The 21190-nt window shown below is 72.2% G+C and carries 18 protein-coding genes; 12 read left to right on the forward strand and 6 right to left on the reverse strand.

What is annotated here, in order from left to right; genetic code table 11:
- Positions 1–86: 86 nt before the first annotated feature.
- The 8 genes from AB0B57_RS11690 to AB0B57_RS11725 all read left to right on the forward strand — a co-directional run bounded on the left by AB0B57_RS11690 (position 87) and on the right by AB0B57_RS11725 (position 7909).
- A complete protein-coding gene (locus AB0B57_RS11690; protein ID WP_357068007.1) occupies positions 87–956 on the forward strand; it encodes a hypothetical protein in 870 nt (289 codons plus the stop codon).
- Positions 953–2149, forward strand: coding sequence for a fumarylacetoacetase (gene fahA, locus AB0B57_RS11695; protein ID WP_357068009.1), 1197 nt, complete (start codon positions 953–955; stop codon positions 2147–2149). Before AB0B57_RS11690 ends, fahA begins: the two co-directional genes overlap by 4 nt.
- 274 nt (positions 2150–2423) lie before the next feature.
- Positions 2424–2633, forward strand: a complete 210-nt coding sequence (locus tag AB0B57_RS11700; RefSeq protein ID WP_357068011.1) for a DUF397 domain-containing protein — start codon at positions 2424–2426, stop codon at positions 2631–2633.
- A gap of 132 nt (positions 2634–2765) precedes the next feature.
- Positions 2766–3527: a hypothetical protein gene (locus AB0B57_RS11705; protein WP_357068013.1), complete on the forward strand. Its 762-nt coding sequence runs from the start codon at positions 2766–2768 to the stop codon at positions 3525–3527.
- Positions 3528–3748: 221 nt separating this feature from the next.
- On the forward strand, positions 3749–5512 hold the full coding sequence (locus tag AB0B57_RS11710) for a helix-turn-helix domain-containing protein (protein ID WP_357068015.1): 1764 nt from the start codon (positions 3749–3751) through the stop codon (positions 5510–5512).
- Positions 5513–5602: 90 nt separating this feature from the next.
- Positions 5603–6082 (forward strand): SRPBCC family protein, encoded by a 480-nt coding sequence (locus tag AB0B57_RS11715; protein WP_357068017.1) that lies wholly within the window; start codon positions 5603–5605, stop codon positions 6080–6082.
- 90 nt (positions 6083–6172) lie between these two features.
- A complete protein-coding gene (locus AB0B57_RS11720; RefSeq protein WP_357068019.1) occupies positions 6173–7429 on the forward strand; it encodes a PQQ-binding-like beta-propeller repeat protein in 1257 nt (418 codons plus the stop codon).
- Between the two features lie 102 nt (positions 7430–7531).
- A complete protein-coding gene (locus AB0B57_RS11725) occupies positions 7532–7909 on the forward strand; it encodes an LPXTG cell wall anchor domain-containing protein (RefSeq protein WP_357068021.1) in 378 nt (125 codons plus the stop codon).
- Positions 7910–8082: 173 nt separating this feature from the next.
- On the opposite strand, the gene AB0B57_RS11730 is transcribed toward AB0B57_RS11725, so the two are convergent.
- The 6 genes from AB0B57_RS11730 to hppD form a co-directional block, all read right to left on the reverse strand.
- The gene (locus AB0B57_RS11730) at positions 8083–8964 is read right to left on the reverse strand and encodes a hypothetical protein (RefSeq protein WP_357068023.1); all 882 of its coding nucleotides are present in this window, start codon (positions 8962–8964) and stop codon (positions 8083–8085) included.
- A gap of 160 nt (positions 8965–9124) precedes the next feature.
- The gene (locus tag AB0B57_RS11735; RefSeq protein WP_357068025.1) at positions 9125–9679 is read right to left on the reverse strand and encodes a hypothetical protein; all 555 of its coding nucleotides are present in this window, start codon (positions 9677–9679) and stop codon (positions 9125–9127) included.
- Between the two features lie 120 nt (positions 9680–9799).
- Complete coding sequence (gene hisC, locus AB0B57_RS11740) at positions 9800–10903, reverse strand: histidinol-phosphate transaminase (protein WP_357068027.1); 1104 nt, start codon at positions 10901–10903, stop codon at positions 9800–9802.
- Entirely contained in the window at positions 10900–11946 is a 1047-nt protein-coding gene (locus AB0B57_RS11745) for an RDD family protein (protein ID WP_357068029.1), read from the reverse strand. Before AB0B57_RS11745 ends, hisC begins: the two co-directional genes overlap by 4 nt.
- Positions 11947–12072: 126 nt before the next feature.
- Positions 12073–12780 (reverse strand): RDD family protein, encoded by a 708-nt coding sequence (locus AB0B57_RS11750; protein WP_357068031.1) that lies wholly within the window; start codon positions 12778–12780, stop codon positions 12073–12075.
- 11 nt (positions 12781–12791) lie between these two features.
- Positions 12792–13997 (reverse strand): 4-hydroxyphenylpyruvate dioxygenase, encoded by a 1206-nt coding sequence (gene hppD, locus AB0B57_RS11755; RefSeq protein ID WP_357068033.1) that lies wholly within the window; start codon positions 13995–13997, stop codon positions 12792–12794.
- A 130-nt stretch (positions 13998–14127) separates the two neighbouring features.
- On the opposite strand from hppD, the gene AB0B57_RS11760 reads away from it, so the two are divergent.
- From AB0B57_RS11760 to AB0B57_RS11775, 4 genes are all read left to right on the forward strand, one after another.
- Complete coding sequence (locus AB0B57_RS11760; RefSeq protein ID WP_357068035.1) at positions 14128–14619, forward strand: Lrp/AsnC family transcriptional regulator; 492 nt, start codon at positions 14128–14130, stop codon at positions 14617–14619.
- A 105-nt stretch (positions 14620–14724) separates the two neighbouring features.
- Positions 14725–16134, forward strand: coding sequence for a PQQ-binding-like beta-propeller repeat protein (locus AB0B57_RS11765; protein ID WP_357068431.1), 1410 nt, complete (start codon positions 14725–14727; stop codon positions 16132–16134).
- 113 nt (positions 16135–16247) lie between these two features.
- The gene (locus tag AB0B57_RS11770; RefSeq protein WP_357068037.1) at positions 16248–17915 is read left to right on the forward strand and encodes a fumarate hydratase; all 1668 of its coding nucleotides are present in this window, start codon (positions 16248–16250) and stop codon (positions 17913–17915) included.
- Positions 17916–18205: 290 nt separating this feature from the next.
- A complete protein-coding gene (locus tag AB0B57_RS11775; RefSeq protein ID WP_357068039.1) occupies positions 18206–21184 on the forward strand; it encodes a BTAD domain-containing putative transcriptional regulator in 2979 nt (992 codons plus the stop codon).
- Positions 21185–21190 lie beyond the last annotated feature (6 nt).

Here is a 21190-nt window from a genome sequence, read left to right on the forward strand (position 1 = left end):
CCGATATTTCCCGTTCACCGGCCGAAGGCGTCCGATAATCGGACGCTGTTGTCCGTTCCTCGTAGCGTCCCGTACATTCTTGTTCCGTGTCAACGCAGGTGCCCGTACTCCTCGATGGCCTGGTGGACGACGCTGCCGTCTTCCCTCCGGGCAGCGCCGCGCTGCCCGACGCCCTGGCTGCCCACCGGCAGCACCGCGCCGCCTGGTACGCGGACCTGGTCGGTCCGCTGCTGATCCCCGCCTCGACCATCGCGGCGGGCGAGCTGAGTGCTCTGGTCGACCCGGGCGAGGGCCTGGTGATCGGGCTGATCGGTGACACCGGGATCGGGAACCTGCCGTTCACGCTCTCGGTCCTGGCACCGGACGGTGTCACCGCGCGTCAGGTCGAGGTGGCGGTCGCCAAGCGCGGTGAGGACCCGCTGCCCGGCATCGCCGAGCTGCTGCGGCTGATCGACACCATGTCGGGCGTCGAGGCCGTGTACGCCGAGCTTCCGTTGACCTTCGGGCTGATGGGCGCGCTGGACGCGCTCACCGCCGCCCGGGCCGACGGCGTGCCGATCGCCGCCAAGTTCCGCACCGGCGGGCTGGCCGCCGAACTCTTCCCCACCCCGACCGAGTTGGCCGCGGTGATCTGCGCCTGCCGGGACCGGGACCTGCCGTTCAAGCTCACCGCCGGGCTGCACCAGGCCGTCCGGCACCTCGACCCGGAGACCGGGTTCACCCACCACGGGTACGCCAACGTGCTGGCCGCGACGCTGGCCGCCGCCGACGGCGCGGGCGTGAGCCGGGTCGCCGAGCTGCTGACCGCGCTCGACCCGCGCCCCCTGTTGGAACGCGCCACCGCACGGCTGCACGAGCCCCGCCCACTCTGGGTCGGCTTCGGCTCGTGCAGCATCCTGGAACCACTTACCGATCTGATCCGGCTGGGGCTGGTGAACGGGGGCTACGACGCATGACCTGGGTGACCGGCGTTGACGGTTCGCCGTACGGGGTGACGAACTTGCCGTACGGGGTCTTCCGGCGCGACGGGGGCGAGCCACGGATCGGCGTACGGATCGGGTCGTGGGTGTTCGACCTGGCCGCGGCGGAGGCCGCGGAGCTGGTGCTGGCCGCCGGTGCGTTGTGCCGGCCCACCCTGAACGAGTTCATGGCGTTGGGCCGTCCGCAGTGGGTCGCGGTACGGCAGCGGATCACCGAGCTGTTGACCGACCCGACGCACCGGGCCGACGTGGAGCCGATGCTGGTGCCCCTCGACGACGTGGAGCTGCTGCTCCCGATCGAGGTGGCCGACTACGTCGACTTCTACTCCTCCGAGCACCACGCGTCGAACGTGGGGCAGATCTTCCGCCCCGGTCAGCCGGCACTGCTGCCCAACTGGAAGCACCTGCCGATCGGTTACCACGGGCGGGCCGGCACGGTGGTCGTCTCCGGCACGCCGGTGACCCGGCCGACCGGCCAGCGGGCCTCCGCCGAGGGCCCGGTCACCGGCCCATCGGTACGCCTCGACATCGAGGCCGAGGTCGGCTTCGTGGTGGGCGTACCGAGCGAGCTGGGCGATCGGGTGTCCGTCGACGACTTCGCCGACCACGTCTTCGGGGTGGTGCTCGTCAACGACTGGTCCGCTCGGGACATCCAGGCCTGGGAGTACCAGCCGCTCGGCCCGTTCCTCGGCAAGTCGTTCGCCACCTCGGTCTCGGCCTGGGTCACGCCGCTGGACGCGCTCGGCGACGCCTTCGTACCGGCCCCCGACCAGGATCCGCCGGTGGTCGACTACCTGCGCGACGTGCCGCACCTGGGCCTGGACCTTCGGCTGGCGGTGGAGTGGAACGGCGCACTGGTCAGCGAGCCGCCGTTCGCCACCATGTACTGGACACCGGCCCAGCAGTTGGCCCACCTCACCGTCAACGGCGCGGCACTGCGCACCGGCGACCTGTACGCCTCCGGCACCGTGTCCGGCCCGGACCGGTCGCAGGTCGGCTCGTTCCTGGAGCTGACCTGGGGCGGGACGGAGCCGGTCCCGGTGGGCGACGAGAGCCGCACCTTCCTCGCCGACGGCGACACGGTGACCATCACCGCCACCGCGCCCGGCCCGGACGGCACCACCATCGCCCTGGGCGAGGTCACCGGCACGATTCGTCCGGCCCGCTGAGTAGGCCCCTTTCCGTCCGGCCCGCTTCCGTCCGGCCCGCTTCCGTCCGGCCCGCTTCCGTCCGGCCCGCTTCCGTCCGGCCCGCTTCCGTCCGGCCCGCTGGGCGGGCTCGTTCCGTCCGTCTCGTGCATGGGACCCGTGGTCGCACCGGCTGTGCGACCGCCGGCCCTGGTTGATCCGTTGATCGTCCGGATACGTCGCCTCGCCGCACGGTCCGGGCCACCCTCCTGGTTGCCAGCGGCGGTGGGGCCCATCGCACACGGAGGTAACGACTATGCACGATCTCGCGGGCGCGGTCTGGCGTACCAGCAGCCGCTCCAACGACCAGGGACTCTGCGTGGAAGTGGCAGACAACCTGGTCGATGTCCGTGGTCTGGTCGCCATCCGCGACTCCAAGGACCAGGCCGGCCCCACACTCGCGGTCAGCCCGCCTGGGTGGACGGCGTTCATCGGCGCGATTCGAGTCGGTCGTTTCGAACGCTGACCGCCGTTTCGGCACCGGTCGGCGACGACCGGTGCCGAACTGTCGTCCAGGGCCTGTCCCGGTGGTCGTCCGGGACTGTCCCAGGCGGCGGATCGCTTGCCGAGACCAGTTCGTACAGCTGGTCTGGAGGACATGAGAACCCATTCGGTTGTGGGCGGAATTCGCCCCAACACACGAAACGCAATCCTCGGCATCATCTCCCTGCTCGCCGCGCTCAGCGTGATCCTGGCCCTGGTGACCGGCTCGGGTGACAACGCCAACGCCGCCAAGAGTCGCGTGCAGGTCATCCAGCCCGCAGCCGAAGGCTCCAGTGGCACCTCGGCCCAGGGCAACGACGGCAGCGCCGAACGGGCCATCGCCGAACGGTCCAGCAGCGAACTGACCGAGGGCGACGAGGTCACCGCCGACCGGGCCGCCGCCGACGGCAGCGAGCTGGCCGAGGGCAGCGCCGCCGACGCCGACTCCGACCAGGCCGCCGAGGACAGTAGCGAACTGGCCCAGAGCAACGAGGTCACCGCCGATCGGGCCGCCGCCGGTGCGAAGAAGGCCAGGCCGTGCGAAGGGCACGGATACAAGCGGTACAACCCGCGCCGTACGTTCCAGTGGCAGAAGACGTCGCCCTGGTTCTGGGCGACCCGCAACTCCAGGCCGGGCGACGCGTACGTGCAGTTCCGTTCGGGGGGCGGCGAGTACGTCTACAAGCAGCTGACGAACTGCAGCATCGTCCGCGGTTGGATGGCCGGGGCCGCTTCCTACCGCACCAACCAGTGCGGTGACATGCGATCGTGTCAGCCATCGGCCTGGCAGACCATCACGGAGAAGGGCAGTTGCTCACGGGTCTACAACAAGATCCGCGCGTACGACCCCACGCACCACAAGTGCTTCACCTACTAGTCGGCGCACCGCCGAGGGCCTCGCTCAGGTGACCCTCGCCGACTCTCCGGCCTGATCATCAGTCGTACCGACTTGAAACGTTCCCACCGCCCGGCCATGCTCAATCGGCCGGGCGGTGGGTCGTCCACTGTCGACCGGGCCCGGTCAGCATCGAGCGGAGTCGGCGCACGAATGCGCCAGCCGGCGTGTCGGGCTGCCTGAGCGCGGGGGAGGAACTGTCGATGGCAAACGAGCAGCCCACCGCCGGTGGGGCGCCTGACCCACAGGCCGCCGGCTCGGCGGCCGAGTTCGTGGCCCAGCTGCGCGCGCTTCGTCAGTGGTCCGGACTGACCATTCGGCAGGTTACGAGGAAGGCGAAGGAGGCCGGCGACGTGCTGCCGCACAGCACGCTGAACACGGCGTTGGGCCGGGCCACCCTGCCGAGGGAGGAGCTGGTCGCGGCCTTCGTCCGGGCCTGCGGCGGCGATCAGGACACGGTGGACGCCTGGATCACGGTGCGCAAGGGGCTCGCCGCGGCCGCGGCCGGTCAGCCCGAGCCGGTCGCCACCGTCGCCGCCGCCGCGGGGATGGCCGGTGCCAGCTCGATCGCCGACGAGCCGAGGGTCCGCCCGCCGTGGGGGTTGCTCGACGCGGTACCGCCCCTACCGGCCGAACTGTCCCAGGTGACCGACTGGGAACGCGGTGGCGAGCAGCCGCCGGAGACGACGACCGCCGACGAGCCGGGCAGCAGCGACACGGTGACCAGTGGGTCGGCTGTCGCCGGATCGACACGCGGCAAGCCAGCCGCCGTCGCCGACAAGCCGTACCGATACGCGGCCGCCCCGGATTCGTCCGCTCCGCGCGAACCCGAAGCATCGCCCCGGGAGCCCGAGCCGGCCGCAACGCGGTCCGAGCTGGCCGCCGCGCCGCCCGACTCGGCTACGACGCGGTCCGACTCGGCCGCAACGCGGTCCGAGCCGGCTGACGCGCGGTCCGAGCTGGCCGCCGCGCCGCCCGAGCCGGCTGACGCGCCGCCCGAGCCGGCCGCGGGCGAATCCGTCCCGACCGTGGATCGGCCGTCGCGTGTCCACGCGTACTCCGACGGGCCGCTGGCCACGGTCGTGCGGAACCGGCGCGACGGCGCCTGGTCGGGGCTGCACCGCAAGCGGGCCGCGGAGGCCGACGGGGTGGCCGTCGCACCGCTGCGGCTGCGCGACTTCGTGCCGCCGCTGGCTTTTCGGGCCGGCTGGTCGACGCGCGTGCTCCTCGGCGCGATGGTTGTCCTGCTGGTCCTGGTAGCCGTCGGCGTGGCGGTCCGGGCGCTCCGCGATGCCAACCGGGGCGACGGCCCGGCAGGTGTGCAGGCGGGGCCGACAGTCGCCCAGGACGACGGGGGGCAACTGCTGTCGAAGGATCGCGGCGGGAGGACAGCCAGCCCCAGCGCTCCGTCGATCATCGTCGTCCCCGCGCCCACGACCAGGGCGCCGAGGTCACCCAAGGCATCGCCGACGAAGCCGGCCGCCGCCGCGCTGCCCGCGGCCGGGACGTACCGCATGATGCCGGCGGCCACCGACGGTGGGTCGAACTGCGTGGGCGTTGGTCCGGAACCCGGGAACGACCGGCCGGAGGTGGCCGTGATCGTCCCGTGTGCCGAGGCCGAGCCCGCCGCCAGCGAGCTGCGGAAGGTGGCGACGAACACGTACCAGATCTACTGGGCGCGCCCGTCCGGCGGTGGCGGATGCCTACAGGTCGACCCCGACCCGAACGGCGGACCATCGACCGCCCACGGGCAGTTGCTGGCACCGCGCGGCTACTGCGATCGTCCGGATCAGCGGTTCATTCTCGAACCGGTCCAGACGAACGCGGGCCAGGGTTACCGGCTGCACCCCGCGACCGCACCGAAGATGTGCGTCGGCCCGATCGACGGTGGCCGAACGGCGGGCACCGCTGTCGCCCAGGTGTCCTGTTTCAACGACAGCGTGCAGGTGTTCCTCTTCAAGCCGTAGCGCCCGCAGGTCCGCACCTGTGGAAAATTCGTTCCGGGGGGCCACGGCTGGCGCTTACTCCGCGTACCGTCGGGGACACGGGAGGCTGGCATGTCGACGGTGGCGGTTACCAGGTTCATCGAGGCGGACGCTGTCGATGTCTGGTGTCTGCTGACCGACCTGCCCGGCCGCGCGGTCCGGCTGACCGCCGCCGGCCCGATCGAGGTGCTCACCCCGGGTCCGTTCGGGCCGGGCACCGCCTGGCGTGAGGAGCGCGCCCAGCCCGACGGCGGCACGTTGACCGAAGAGTTCCTGGTGGTGGAGACACAGGCCCCACACCGGCTGGTGCTGTGTTCCTCCGGTGCCGGCGTGGATTACCGGATCACCTGGAGTTTGCGACAGGTCCGGCGTCGCCGACGAGGTTGTACGGCGGTCACCGTCACCCACGAGGCCGTGCCGACCGCTCCGTACGGCCGGGTGGTGGCGCTGTTGCTCGGCCACCTCGCCGCGCGGGCGGTCGAGGTGGCACTCCGGCGCGACCTCGCCGACCTGGCCATCGCGGCCGGTGCCGGCTCCGTCGAAGCCGCCTGAGCGCGGCCGGTCACCCTGCGCACGTGGTCGCCGTGACCTGCGCGGGGTCCGGCCGGTTGCCCTGGGTAGGGTGCCGGGCGGAGGTGCGGCATGGGGATCCCGAGGGGCCGACGACGGCTCGCGATGGCGGTCGTGGCGCTGCTCGCGACAGTGGCCGTCGTGGTCATCGGTTACCGGGTGCTCGCGCCGGCCGAGGTGAGCACGGTGGCCCGAGCCGACTATCCGCCCGCGGCCCAACCGGCTGCCGGCGTGGTCGGTCGACTGCCGGTCGCCCCGTTGATCGTGGACGGCAGACTGCGGGTGTACGCCGCGCACCGCCAGGTCTACGCCGACCGGCCGGTGGACTGGCGGTACCGGACCACCCCGTACTGGTCGTACCGGCGCTGGCCGGCGGAGTTGACCGGGGTGGTGGCCAGCGGCAGCACGGTGGTGAGCCGTTGGTCCGACGGTCGACTTGTCGCGCTCGACGCGCCGACGGGTCGGGTGCTGTGGAGGGCCGACGGCCCGGAGCCCGTGAAGAGCGCTGCGGTGGTACGCCGTACCGGTGCGGCCACCGTCTGGGACCCGAGCGGGCTGCATCTCACCGAACTTCCGGACGGTCGCACGGTGGTGGTGGCCAGCGGAGACGCCGAGGCGCGCGGGGTCGAGGTGCGCGGCGGTCGGCAGCTGTGGCGGGTCGACCTGCCCGGCGGTTGCCGCAGTGACGTCGGCACCACCGCCTCCGGGCAGCTGATCGGTCTGGACCGGTGCGCCGGCCCGGCCACTGTCGAGTTCCGGGACGCGGCGACGGGTGCGGTACGCGAACGGTGGCGGCCGCCGGGTGGGGCGGACGAGTTGGTGGTGACTCCGCTCGGTTGTCGTACCGGCCGGTCGGACTGCCCGGCCCTGCGCACCGCTGGACCGGGCGACGCGGCCGGCCGGGGATGGCTGCTGGGCACCGGTGAGCCGGTCGCCGCCCCCGCGCTCGATCCGGCCGGGGCCACGGTGGTGGGTGAACGGGCAGTCGTGGTGCTCGACGGGGTGGCGGTGGGTCGTTCGGCGCGTACGGGCGCGGAGCTGTGGCGGTCGGCCGATCTTGGTGCGGTACGGGTGCTGGCCGCGCAGCCCGGCCGGGTGCACCTGCTGACCGAGACCAACGACCTGGTGACGCTGGACCCGGCGACCGGTGGGCAACTGTCCCGCTTCTCGCTCAACGTCGGGCGGGACGGGACTGGCTGGGCGCCCGGGGCGGTGGGGGTCGGGGGTGGCTTCGTCGCGGTGGAACGGCTCCGCAGGCCGGTGAACCCCGACGGGGACGACAAGCGTTACTACCTGACGTCGGAGGCGGTGATCCTGGCCGCCACCTGATCGTGGCGTCTTCGGCGCCCGAGGATTCGAACCGTCCATACCTTTTGTCGGTAAAGGATATGTTTTTCGCGGTTCAGGTTTTCCTCGGGAAGGGGTCGGCGCATGGGCAGGACAGCAGCCAACTACCTCGTGGGCGGCGCACTGGCCGCCGCCGCGAGCCTCGCGCTGGCGGTTCCGCCGGTGCTGGGCGCGGATCCCGCCTCGGCGCGCGGGTTCGCTGCCGTCCGGGCGGCGCCGTCGGCGGACACCGGCGTCACCTTCGAGATCCTGCCGGCGTCGCCGACGCCCACGCCCACTCCCACTCCCACGCAACCCGCGCCCACGCCGACGCAACCCACGCCGGCACCACCCCAGCCCACACCCAGCCACGGTCAACTGCCGGTCACCGGTTCCGGCGGGTCGACGTTGCTGCTCGTCGGGCTGGGCGTGCTCCTGCTGATCGTCGGTGGGCTCGCCGCCCGTCGGTGGCGGCGCGTGTGACGTACGCCGGCCGTCGGCGATTGACGCAGGCCCGCCGCCGGGGGCGGGCCTGTCGGGTGCGCCCCGCCGACAGCTTGCGGAGGCTACGGCCCCGACGGCTTGCGGAGGCCCGCCGGCGGCTGGCGCGAGCCCGCCGCCGGCGGCCGATTCGTCGCGCGGCCGCCGGCGTGGCGTCAGTGTCCGGCCGAGACCCGCTCCCGTGGACGGCCGGTGGGGGGCCGGGTGGACCGCCGGGATCGACGGGCCAGCATCACGAGGCCGGCGATGAGCAGGAGGCCCGCGACGGCTGCCGCCACGGTCCAGGCGGACGTCATCCGGGAGATGACGCTGCCCCGCTTGCCGACCTGACCCGCGTCGGGAAACTCGATCTGCGCGGTGATGCTGCGCTTGACCATCCCGCTCTCCAGGTTCACCTCGATCTTCCAGGGCCCGTTCGGCAGCTCGGCCGGCAGCCGGGCGATGACCTGCCCGGAGCCGCCCGGCGGCAGCGTGACGCCCTGGCCGACCTGGAATGGGCCGGCTCGGCTGTCGGCCGGTCCCTCGCTGAGGGCGACCGAGCCGGTCAGGTCGATGGCACGACCACCGGTGTTGGTGACCTGGGCGGTCACCGAGGGCACGCCCTCGGGGTCGCGGGCCGGGCGAAGCTCACCGATCGAGAAGTCGGAGACCGGCTCACCCCCGGGCCCGATGTCGAGGTACATCCGAACGCCGACCCGGTGGATCTGGGTGACCTCCCCGTCGGAGCGGGGCGCCGAGGTGGCGGACGCCCAGACCACCCCGTACCGCTCGCCGCGTGAGGCGGCCCGCGGCACCACGATGGTGGCCAGGACCCGGGCCTCGCCCCACGGTTCCACCTCCACGACGGACTTGTCGAGGGTGATCCACGAGGTCAGCTCGTTTGTCGCGCGGCCCTCGCCGAACCTGAACTCGGACCCTTCCACGGTGGCCGCCGCCGGATAGACGTCGATGCGGCGGGCCTCGTCGGTCCGATTGCTGATCAGCAGTTGCCGCTTGATGGTGGTGCCCGGCGGCAGGTGATCGACGATGTACCGCAACGCCCGGGGGTCGTCGCGGCGATTGGTCGGCGCCTCCAGCAGCCGGATCCCGAGGCGGTCGTCGGCGTCCGGCTCGACCGCGCCGGCCCGGGTCGACAGACCCGGACCGGCGAGGCTGAGCAGCGCCAGCGCGACCGCGACGGTCGACCGGCCGTGGCGGCTAGGCCACCGAATGCGTCACCGTCCCGGTGTAGACGCCCGCGATGCTGTCCAGCGGCACGTTGACGATCAGGGTCGGGTTCCAGGTCGCGGTGTTACCACCGGTGCCACCGGTGTGGGTGAACGCCGTGACCGGCGTGACGCTGTCCAGCGGCTCCGCTGCGCCGGCGTTGGCCTGACCGGGCGTGAAGGTGCCGGTGCCGGTGGTCGCCGTCGCCGGGCCGGACCAGTAGTCGATCTCCCCCGGCAGAACCGTCTCGGCGGGGGTGCCGCCGCCGGTCTGGAAGACGCTGGCCGTCACCGTGGCCACCCAGGAGGCGTCCGCCGCACCCCGGGAGTCGGTGACCGTGACCGGGCCGAGTTGGCCGGTGATGGTGGTGCCGGGCGCGCCGCCGCCCAGGTCGGCGGTGGCCGGCGCGTCGATGTCGAGGGTGCCCGCCTCCACCTCGAAGGTGACGGTGGTGGTGTCGGTCGGCGCGGCGGCGGCCGGTGCCGCGAGGAAGCCGACCATCGCGGCGGCGGCCGCTCCGGCGAGACAGATCTTGGCAGTACGCACTGTTTGTTACCCCGTTCTCGAAGTGAGCCGGCGTGATTCCTCGACACAGCCGGCTACTTCGGAAGATAGGGCAGTTATCGGGGCAGAAGTGGACAAACAACGCTTATGACCCGTTCCGGGTCAGGTCAGTGCGGACTCCGCCGCAGCCAGGAACGCGTCGTTCTCGGCGGGGGTGCCGATGGTGACCCGAACCCCGTCCCCGGCGAACGGCCGCACGATCACCCCGCGCGCCTCGCACGCCTTGCCGAACGCCACCGCCCGCTCGGCCAGCGGCAGCCAGACGAAGTTGGCCTGGCTCGTCGGCACCTCGGGCACGAACTTGCGCAGGGCCTCGGTGACCCGGTCCCGCTCGGCGACGACAAGGGCGCAGCGCCGCTCCATCTCCGTCGCCTGTGCCAGCGCGGCGAGCGCCCCGGCCTGGGCCGCCGTGCTGCTGGAGAACGGGGTCGCCACCTTGCGGATGGCCGCCGCGACCACCGGCTGGGCGACCAGCCAGCCCATCCGCAGCCCGGCGAGCCCCCACGCCTTGGACAGGGTGCGCAGCACCGCGACGTTGGGCCGGTCCAGGTAGTCGAGCCCGTCCGGCACCTCCGCGTCGGTGACGAACTCCCGGTACGCCTCGTCGATCACCACCAGCACGTCGTCCGGCACCGCGTCGAGGAACCGGTCCAGGTCGGCCCGGCGTACGGCGGTGCCGGTGGGGTTGTTCGGGTTGCAGACGAAAATCACCCGGGTCCGGTCGGTCACCGCCGCGGCCATCGCCGCCAGGTCGTGCCCGTGCCCGGCGTCGTTGGGCAGCCGCACGCTTGTCGCGCCGCTGGTCGCCACAATGATCGGGTACGCCTCGAAGGACCGCCACGAGTAGAGCACCTCGTCGCCGGGCAGGCAGGTGGCCCGCACCAGGTGCTCGGCGAGCGCCACCGACCCGCAGCCGGTGGCGATCCGGTCGGCGTCCACCCCGTACCGCTGGGCCAGCGCCTCCCGCAGCGCGACCACGCCCATGTCCGGGTAGCGGTGCGAGGTGCTGATCGCCTCGGTGACCGCCTCCACCACGCCGGGCAGCGGCCCGTACGGAACCTCGTTGCTGGCCAGCTTGATGGCCTCCGGTAGGCCCAACTCCCGAGCCAGGTCGGCGGGACTGCGCCCCGGCACGTAGTTGGGCAGCGCGTCCAGGTCGGCGCGGGTCAGCCGCAGCGCCGGCTGGTGACGTCCGGAGTCGGTCATGGGGTGTCTCCCGGGGGGTGGTTGCGGTCGTTCGAGGGGGTGGGTCCGGTGTGGTGGGGAACCTCGACGACCACCGTCTGGGCGCGCTTGTCGTGCAGCGCCTGGCGCAGCGGCTGGTCGAAGAGTGGGGAGAGGGCGTCGACAAGTTGCACCACCAGGCCGATCCCTGCGCAGTACCAGATCAGAGTCGGCAGACCCAGCAGGCTCCACCGGACCAGTGCCCGGCCCATGCCCAGCGGCTGGTCGGCGGCGATCGGCACCGCCCGGATTCGCATCACCCGCTTGCCGACGGTCTGCCCACCAGCGGCCATGGCGGGCACCTCGTACGCCAGCCAGAGCGCGGTGGCGACCAGCAGGATCACCACCAGGAGCGAGTTGGCCTGCTGGTCGGGCAACGGCAGGCCCTCGGCGGAGGTGTCGCCCCGGGCCGCCCGCCGGAAGATCTCCTGCCAGTACGGGGTCCACTCCTGCACCCAGCGCCAGACGAACCAGCCGTTCGCCACGATGTTCAGTGCGAGGAGGAGGCCGAAGTCGATAAGCCGAGCAACGAACCGGCGGCCGTAGCCGGCCAGCCGGAGGCCGTGCGGTCGTGGCTCGGGCGGTCGCATCGACCAACCCGGGTGACCGGGCGGGGGCACCCAACCCGGGTGCCCGGGCAGGGGTGCTGAACCCGGGTGGCCACCCGGAGGCGCCCAGCCTGGCGGGCCGCCCTGCGGACCCCAGGCCGGCGGGCCGGCCGGTGGCCCCCAGCCTGACGGACCGCCCTGCGGACCCCAGCCAGGGCCCTGCCCCGGCGGCGGGCCGTACCCCGGTGGTGGACCCTGCTGCGGCGGCCCGCCGGGCGCGCCGGTCCCCGGGCCCGAGGTGCCCGCCGCGGCGGGCACGGCCGAGGTGACCGGCGCCGGCGGCGGCTCGACCGGCGGAGGACCGTCCGGCGGGGTGGCGTCGGCGGAGATGGGTGCACCGAGCCAACCCTCGCCGTCCCAGTAACGCTGGGTCTCCCTGTCGGCCGGGTCGACATACCAGCCGGGCTGAACGCTCACGCCGCTGCTCCGCTTCGCTGCGCGACGGCGCGCGGCGCCACGCTCCTGTGCCTACTGGTTCGCTCGCTGCGCTCGCTCACGCCGCCGCTCCGCTTCGCTGCCTGCTGTTTCGGTCGTTGCGCTCGCTCACGTGGACACCTTAACGACGACCGTATCGGCGAACTTGTCATGGAGGCACTGCTGCCACGGCTTGTCCCAGAGTTGCCACAGGCCGTCGACGTAGGCGCCTCCCGGGACCAACGAGCCACCGAGGTACTGCACGAGCCAGCGCCGGCCGGCCATCCGCCGGTCCAGCGTGCGGGTCGGGTCGATCGGCACCACCCGCAGCTTCAGCACCTTCTTGCCGAGCGTCTGACCGCCGCGCTTGAGGTATTCCACGTGGTAGAGCCAGTAGAGCCCGAGCGTCACGACGAAGAGCCCGAGCTGTAGCAGCATGATCGGCAGGAGGAACTCGACGAAGAAGGTCGCCATGTCGGGCTCCACAAGCGTGCCGTCCGGGTTGGTCCGGGTCATCTCGGTGACCATCCGCCACCAGAGGACGAGGAAGAACGGCAGGAACAGCACCAGCGACACGGCACTGGCCAACGCCGTGTCGATCAGCCAGGCGAGCAGCCGGTCGCCGAAGCTCGCCAGCGGCTGACCACCCGGGCTCAGCGTCGGCGGCAGCGGGCCGGGTGGTCCGGCGGGCCACGGCGGCGGGGCGTACCCGGGTGGGGCGTACTGCGGCGGCGCGGCGTACCCCTGGGGGTGTGGTCCGGGCGGCGGCGCGAAGCCGCCGGTGGCGGGCTGAGGCCCACCGACCGGCGGCGTCGGGTACGACGGAGGCTGCGTCACGCTCGCAAGTGTTACAGGTTGCCGCGTGCTTCCTGCTCTCGCTCGATCGCCTGGAAGAGCGCCTTGAAGTTGCCCTTGCCGAAGCCCAGCGAGCCGTGCCGTTCGATCAGTTCGAAGAACACGGTGGGGCGGTCCTGCACCGGCTTGGTGAAGATCTGCAGCAGGTAGCCGTCCTCGTCGCGGTCGACGAGGATCTTGCGGGCCTTCAGCTCCTCGATCGGCACCCGCACCTTGCCGATGCGGGCCCGCAGCTCGGGGTCCTCGTAGTACGAGTCCGGGGTGTCCAGGAACTCCACCCCGGCGGCCCGCATCGCGTCGACGCTGGCCAGGATGTCGTTGGTGGCGACGGCGATGTGCTGCGCCCCGGGGCCCTGGTAGAACTCCAGGTACTCGTCGATCTGGGACTTCTTCCGGGCGATCGCCGGCTCGTTGAGTGGGAACTTCACCTTCCGGGTGCCGTTCGCCACGACCTTGCTCATCAGCGCCGAGTAGTCGGTGGCGATGTCGTCGCCGACGAACTCCGCCATGTTGGAGAAGCCCATCACCCGCTTGTAGAACTCGACCCACTCGTCCATCCGGCCCAGCTCCACGTTGCCGACCACGTGGTCGACGGCCTGGAAGAAGCGCTTCGGCTGGATGCCGGCGGCGATCATCGGCTGCCGGTCCACGATCGGGCCGCGGGCGGCGAAGCCGGGCAGGAACGGGCCGGTGTAGCGGGACCTGTCGACGAGGGTGTGCCGGGTGTCGCCGTACGCGGCGATGGCGGCCATCCGGACCGTGCCGTGCTCGTCGGTCACCTCGTGCGGCTCGACGACGCTGGCGGCGCCCTGCGCGACGGCGTGCGCGTACGCGGCGTCGACGTCCGGGACCTCCAGCGCGATGTCGCTGATCCCGTCGCTGTGCTTCGCCACGTGCTCGGCGCCGTCGGCGTCCGGGCGCACCGCGCCGGTCAGCACGAACCGGGCCGAGCCGCTGGTCAGCACGTACTGGGCGTGGTCGCGGTAGCCCTGCTCGGGGCCGCGGTACGCCACACAGGTCATGCCGAACGCGGTGGAGTAGTAGTGCGCGGCCTGCTTGGCGTTGCCGACCAGGAAGTGCACGTGGTCGAGGCCCCGGACCGGGAACGGGTCGTGGCTGATGTCGTGGTCGACAGCGCCGACGAGCCGGTCGACGTCGACGTCCTCGGTCGACTGGGGTCGGTCGATCGCCTGGGTCATGATGGCCTCCCTCGCGTACCGGCCGGCCTCGTGGGCCGGTTGTTGACCGAAGGATCGCGGTGCGGGCATCGGCTGGGCAACTGTCCGGGTAAATGCTGGTCAGGTTGCGCATTCGGTATGGTCAACACTCATGAATGGTGAGCAGAATGTACAGCTCGACGCACTGGACGTGCGCTTGATCGAACTGCTCGCCGAGGAGCCGCGGATCGGGGTGCTGGAGTGCTCCCGCCGGCTCGGGGTGGCCCGGGGCACCGTGCAGGCCCGGCTGGACAAGCTGATCGACCGGGGCGTCATCGGTGGCTTCGGCCCGGAGATCGCACCGGCCGCGATCGGGTTCGGGGTGACCAGCTTCGTCACCCTGGAGATCAGCCAGCGGCACGGCCACGACCCGGTCACCGCGCACCTCGCCGCCATCCCCGAGGTGCTGGAGGCGCACACCATCACCGGCTCCAGTGACCTGCTCTGCCGGATCGTGGCCCGCTCGAACACCGACCTGCAGCGGGTCATCGACCAGATCGTCTCCTCCGCCGGCATCACCCGGGCGTCGACGATCATCGCGTTGGCCGAGCAGATCCCATACCGCACGCTTCCCCTCGTCCGCAGCGCCATACGGGCGCTGTAACACCTCCGAGCGCAGAAAGCGCGGCGACACGGCGGCGCGAGGGCACGGAAGATCCGCGATCGTGGCTACGGTGTGCGGGTGGCGAAGGGGAGGGTGCGCGGGGGGCTGCTGCTCGGCCTTGCCGTGGTCGTCGCCCTCGCCGCGACCGGCGTGTGGAATCCCTTCCCCGGCCTGTGGGACTGGGTGGACCGCAGCGAGCCCATCTCCGAGCCCGACGTGGTCTGGCAGCAACGGATCGGCGGCACCCCGCGCAGTGTGACGATCGCCGGCGACGCCGTCGTGGTCGAGCAGCGCACCCGGGTCGAGGCGCGCAGCCTGGCCACCGGCGCGCAGCTCTGGGAGCGCAAGGCCGACTGGGCGGCGGTCGCCGGCGGTGACCGGGACCCGGTCGTCGCCGTGGGCAAGCTCCTGGTCAAGGGGTACGAGCTGCTCGACCCGACCACCGGGGCGACCCGGCGACGCGACGGCGACGCGGTGGCCGTGTGGACCTACCGCAACCTGCTCCTCGACGCCCGCTGCACGGACGCCACCGACTGCACCCTGAGCGCCTGGGACCCGCGCGGCACCGCGCCGATCTGGACGGCCTTCCTGCCCGGGGTGCACAGCGGCCTGCTCGCCGACAATCCGGGCCTGCGCGGCACCCGCCGGCTCACCGCCACCCGGATCGACGACGGGGTGGCCGGTGCGGAACCCGCGCCACCGCTGCTCGGCTTCCCGGTGGACGGCCGGGTGCACGTGGTGGACACCGCCACCGGCCGGGTGTTGCAGAATGTCGAACCCGGCCGGGACGAGCGGCTGTCCGTGGTGGGCGGCCGGATGCTGCGGATCGCCGCCCGATCCCAGGACGGCGCCTGCTACTTCGCCATCTCGGCCCGCGACCCGGCGACCGGGCAGGAGGCCTGGCAGCGGGCCGGGATCAACCTACGGACCGCCGACAGCGCCGGCTGCGTGCAGCGCGAGGACCCGCAGGGTGCGCGGAACGTGCTGATCGGTGTCGGCCCGGACGGCCGCGAGGCGGTCATCGACGGGTACGATGGCCGGCTGCTCTGGGTCGGCGAAGCGGGCACCAAGTTGATCGCGGTCGACGACCGCTACGCGGTGTTCCGGGCGGCCGACAAGCGTTCGGTGGTCGCCCGTCAGCTCGGCACCGACCGGGTGCTGTGGACTCGGCCCGCCAGCGGCAAGGCCGGTGCCGCGCTGACCCCGTACGCGGCGGTGGTCGCGGACGAGAAGCCGTCCCGGTTGGTCGCGGTGGACCCGCGCACCGGCCGGGAGCTGGCCGTCCTGCGCACCTCGGCGAACGCCCTCGCGGTCGGCTCGCAGGGCATGATCATCGGTGAGGGGCGCGAGATCGGATATGTCCGCTTCGGCGCTGCCGGAGGCTCGCCCGCCCGCCCACCCGGCGACGGTGGGAATCCCGGGCCGGGCGGCACCGGCCCCGGTGGGCAGAACAACGGCGACTGCGGCCCGAAGGGCGAGCTCTGCCCCGACCCGGACGGCGGCAAGGACGGCTAGGGCCTGGTCACCGCGTGGGTGAGCGGGCGACGGGTCCGCGGGATGAGAGCGGCGTCCCAGGACCCGCCCGGCGGGTGGGAGTGATCGACCGGTCTGCCCTAGGCTTGCCGCTCATGAGCAGTGCCGCCGCATTCTCGTACGCCCCCCTGCTGCCGACCGGCCCCGACCAGACGGATTACCGCCTGGTCACCGACGAGGGCGTCGACGTCGTACACGGCCCGGGAGGCCGCCGGTTCCTCACTGTGGAGCCGGCCGCGCTCACCGCGCTGACCGCCGAGGCGATGCACGACATCGCGCACTTCCTCCGCCCCGCGCACCTGGCCCAACTCCGGGCGATCATCGATGATCCGGCCGCCTCGCCGAACGACCGGTTCGTCGCACTGGACCTGCTGCGCAACGCCAACATCGCCGCCGGCGGAGTGCTGCCGATGTGCCAGGACACCGGCACCGCGATCGTGATGGGCAAGCGCGGCCGGCACGTGCTCACCGACGGCGGCGACGCCGAGGCCATCTCCCGGGGCGTCTACCAGGCCTACACCAAGCTCAACCTGCGCTACTCCCAGCTCGCCCCGCTGACCATGTGGGACGAGCGGAACACCGGCAGCAACCTGCCGGCCCAGGTCGACCTGTACGCCGAGGACCCGGACGGGCACCCCGACGCGTACAAGTTCCTGTTCATGGCCAAGGGTGGCGGCTCGGCCAACAAGTCGTACCTCTACCAGGAGACCAAGGCGCTGCTCAACCCGACGCGGATGATGCAGTTCCTGGAGGAGAAGCTGCGGCTGATCGGCACCGCCGCCTGCCCGCCGTACCACCTGGCCATCGTCATCGGCGGCACCTCCGCCGAGTACGCCCTGAAGACCGCGAAGTACGCCAGCGCGAAGTATCTCGACGCGCTGCCCACCTCCGGCTCGATGAGCGCGCACGGCTTCCGCGACCTGGAGTTGGAGGCCGAGGTGCTGGAGCTGACCCGCAACTTCGGCATCGGGGCGCAGTTCGGTGGCCGGTACTTCTGCCACGACGTACGGGTGGTCCGGCTGCCCCGGCACGGCGCGTCCTGCCCGGTGGCGATCGCCGTCTCCTGTTCGGCGGACCGGCAGGCGGTCGCCAAGATCACTCCGTCGGGCGTGTGGCTGGAGCGACTGGAAACCGACCCGGCGCGCTTCCTGCCCGACGTCACCGACGACGCGCTCGACGCCGAACTGGTGGTCCGGGTCGACCTCAACCGGCCGATGGACGAGATCCGCGCCGAGCTGTCGAAATACCCGGTGAAGACCCGGCTCTCGCTGTCCGGCCCGCTCGTGGTGGCCCGCGACATCGCGCACGCCAAGATCGCCGAGCGGCTGGACGCCGGCGAGCCGATGCCGCGGTACCTGCGCGACCACGCCGTCTACTACGCCGGCCCGGCGAAGACCCCCGAGGGGTACGCGTCCGGCTCCTTCGGCCCGACCACTGCCGGCCGGATGGACGCCTACGTGGAGAAGTTCCAGGCCGCGGGTGGCTCGCAGGTGATGCTCGCCAAGGGCAACCGCTCCGGCCAGGTGACCCGTTCCTGCCAGCAGTACGGTGGCTTCTACCTCGGCTCGATCGGCGGCCCCGCGGCCCGCCTCGCCCAGGACTGCATCAAGCACGTCGAGGTCCTCGAATACGCGGAGCTGGGCATGGAGGCGGTCTGGAAGATCGAGGTGGAGGACTTCCCGGCCTTCATCGTCGTCGACGACAAGGGCAACGACTTCTTCGCCGAGGTCACCAAGCCGGTGCTCACCGTCGGCCGCCGCTGACCTGACCAGCACCGTCGGCCGCCGCCGACCGTCGCGTACACGAAAGGGGCGTCGAGCGAATTCGCTCGACGCCCCTTTTGTCGCCCGTGTTGTACCGACATCGGTGCGCCTGGCCCGCCAAGGCCCTGGGACGGGCGCACCGCCCCCGTCGGATGCCGTCACCGACAACCCAGAGAGAGTGTCCGATACACCGCTGCCGATCCGCTCTCACATCGCTATCGCCTGACTGGGCCGATCCGTGACCGTCGGACTACTCTGCTGGAGGTCGGGCCAGTAAGGCGGGGGAGCAGATGCGGTTCGGGATCCTGGGGCCCCTGCGGGTGGGCGGTGGTGAGTCCACAGTCACCGCTGGTCGAGACCGGATCGTCCTCGCCATGCTGCTGTTGCGGGCCGGCCGGCTCGTGCCCGTCGAAGAGCTGGTCGACGCGGTGTGGGAGGAGCAGCCACCGGCCACCGTCCGAGCCCAGTTGCAGACCTGTGTGTCGCGGTTGCGCCGCCGGTTCGCCGAACTCGGGCTGTCGCCGGAGGCGATCGTCACCGACCCGGCGGGGTACGGCATCCGTACCGCACCGAACGACCTGGACGTCGAGGTGTTCGTCCGGGGTGTGGAGGTGGCCCGTGCCGCCGCCGCGGCCGGTCGGCTGGACGACGCGCGTACCGGATTTCGCGCTGCCCTGGCGCTCTGGCGGGGGCCTGCGCTCAGCGGTATCCCGAGCCAGAGCATCCGCCGCCGCGCCCAGACCCTCGACGAGCAGCGCCTGACCGTGCTGGAGGAGTGCGTCGAGGTCGAGATGCGTCTCGGTCGAGGCGTCGAGCTGATCGACGAGCTGGCCGAGAGCATCGACCAGCACCCGCTGCGGGAGCGACTGCGCGGCCAACTGATGCTCGCCCTCTCCTCGGTCGGTCGGCAGGCCGAGGCGCTCGCGGTCTACCGGGAGGGGCGGCGGCTCTACGCCGACGAGTTGGGCATCGAGCCCGGCGCCGAGCTTCAGGAGCTGCATCAGCGTGTGCTCGCCGGCGATCTCGTCCTGGCCGGTCGGGCGTCGTCGCCGAGCGTTCCGGTCCGCTCACTGCCCCGGGCGATCGGTGACTTCACCGGTCGGCAGCAGACGCTGGCCCGTCTGGTGAAGGACGTGGAGGCCGGCGCGCGAATCCAGCTCATCGACGGGATGGCCGGCAGCGGTAAGACCACCCTCGCGGTGCACGTCGCCACCGCCCTCGCGGACGACTACCCGGACGCCCAGCTCTACATCGACCTGCACGGGCACAGCGAGCGCACCCCGCTGACACCGGCCGCGGCGGTGGCCACGCTGCTGCGGCAGCTCGGTGTGCCCGCCGAACGGGTACCCACGAACCAGGACGACCGGTTGGCGCTCTGGCGCACCGAGTTGGCCGGCCGACGGGCCCTGCTGGTGCTGGACAACGCCGCCACCGCCGACCAGGTGACACCGCTGCTGCCCAACGGCTCGCACTGCCTCGTCCTGATCACCAGTCGGCGCCGGCTGGTCGGAGTGGACGAGGGGCGACCGTCGTCACTGCCCGTGCTCGACACGGACGAGGCGATCGAGCTGCTCGGGCACGTGGTCGGCGTCGACCGGGTGGCGGCCGAGCCGGAGGCGGCCACCGAGGTCGTCCGCCGCTGCGGCCACCTGCCACTCGCCATCCGGCTGGCCGGTGCCCGACTCGCGCACCGTCCCCGTTGGCGCATCGCCGACCTGGCCGAGCGGCTGACGAGACGGTCCGATCCGTTGGCCGAGTTCGAAGCGGGTGACCGGTCCGTCGCCCGCGCCTTCGCCCTGTCGTACGCCCAGGTGCCGCCGACGGCGCAGCGTGCGTTCCGGCTGCTCGGCCTGCACCCGGGGGTACGGTTCGACAAATCGGTCGCGGCCGTCCTCGCCGAGCTGCCCCTGCCCGACGCCCAGGACCTGCTCGACGAGTTGGTCGACGCGCACCTGGTGGAGGAGACGGAGCCGGGCCGGTACCGGCTGCACGACCTGGTCCGCGAGTACGCCCGGACCCTGGTCGCCGAGCCGGAACGGGCAGCCGAGCGGCGGGACGGGATCGAGCGCCTGCTCGACCACCATCTGCACGTCGCCACGGCGATCGCCCGCACGAAGGAGCTCTCCTCGCTGCACTCGCTGATCGTGGTGGCGGGGCCGCTCCGCCCCGACCTGGTCGCGCTCGTCGCCGAGCAGGGCCAGGCCTGGCTCGACGAGAACCTGGCCGGGTGGACCGCCCTGGTCCGGTTGGCGGAGACCGAGGCGTTCCTCCAGTACTGCTGGCAGTTGGCGAGGGCCTGCTGGTACGCCCAGTTCGAGGGCGGTCGGCTGGACGAGTTGATCGAGACACACACCATCGGCCTGCGCGCCGCCGAGGTGTTGGGCGACGACCGGGCCGTGGCGACGATGCTCAACTATCTGGCCTCGGCCCACTACCGGCTTGGTGATTTTCCCGAGTCGATCCGCGTCATGGAAAGGTCACTCGCAATCTTCCGCCGGCTGGGTCTGCGCAGCGGGTTCCGCAACACGCTCGGCAACCTGGGCAGCTCGTACGCCGCCAACTTCGAGTTCCGTCGCGCCCGGGAGTGCTTCGACGAGGCCCGCGCGGTGGCGACGCGGATGCGCGACACGGTGGCGCTGACGAACGAACTCAACAACCTGGCGATGACCCTGCTGCTGTGGGGGCGGCACGACGAGGCACTGCGCGTTGCCCGACGACACCTGGGCATCGCTCGCGAGGTCGGCGACCCGCGCCGGATCGGCAACGCCCTCGGGCACCTCGGAATGATCCGGCATCGGATGGGTGACGTGGTGCCGGCCGCCCGGTTGCTGCGGGTGGCGCTGCGTTTCAAGCGACAGGCGGGCAGCCGGTTCGGTGAGGGTGAGGTGTTGAACGAGATCGGGATGATGGAACGGGAGGCCGGGCGCCCGGAACAGGCCGCAGACCTGCACCGGGCGGCACTCGTCGCGATGACCGAGGTGGGGGACCGCGTCGCCCAGTGCGGCTCACGCAACCTGCTGGCCCGCGCCATCCTGGATCAGGGCGACGTGACGAGCGCGCTCGACCTGCATCGTCGCGTGCTCGTCGACGCCACCGGGCTGGGTTCCCGACACGAGCAGGGCCGGGCACTGGAGGGCATCGCCCGCTGCCTGGGTACGACCGACCCGGCCGCGGCGCGCGCACACCTGAGCCGGGCGCTGGTCCTGTTCCGCCAGATCGAGTCACCCGGCCGGCACGAGGTGGAGTGCCTGCTCGCCGAGTTGGGCTGACGGATC

It is taken from the genome of Micromonospora sp. NPDC049101 (assembly GCF_040648675.1).
In the GTDB taxonomy this organism is placed as follows: domain Bacteria; phylum Actinomycetota; class Actinomycetes; order Mycobacteriales; family Micromonosporaceae; genus Micromonospora.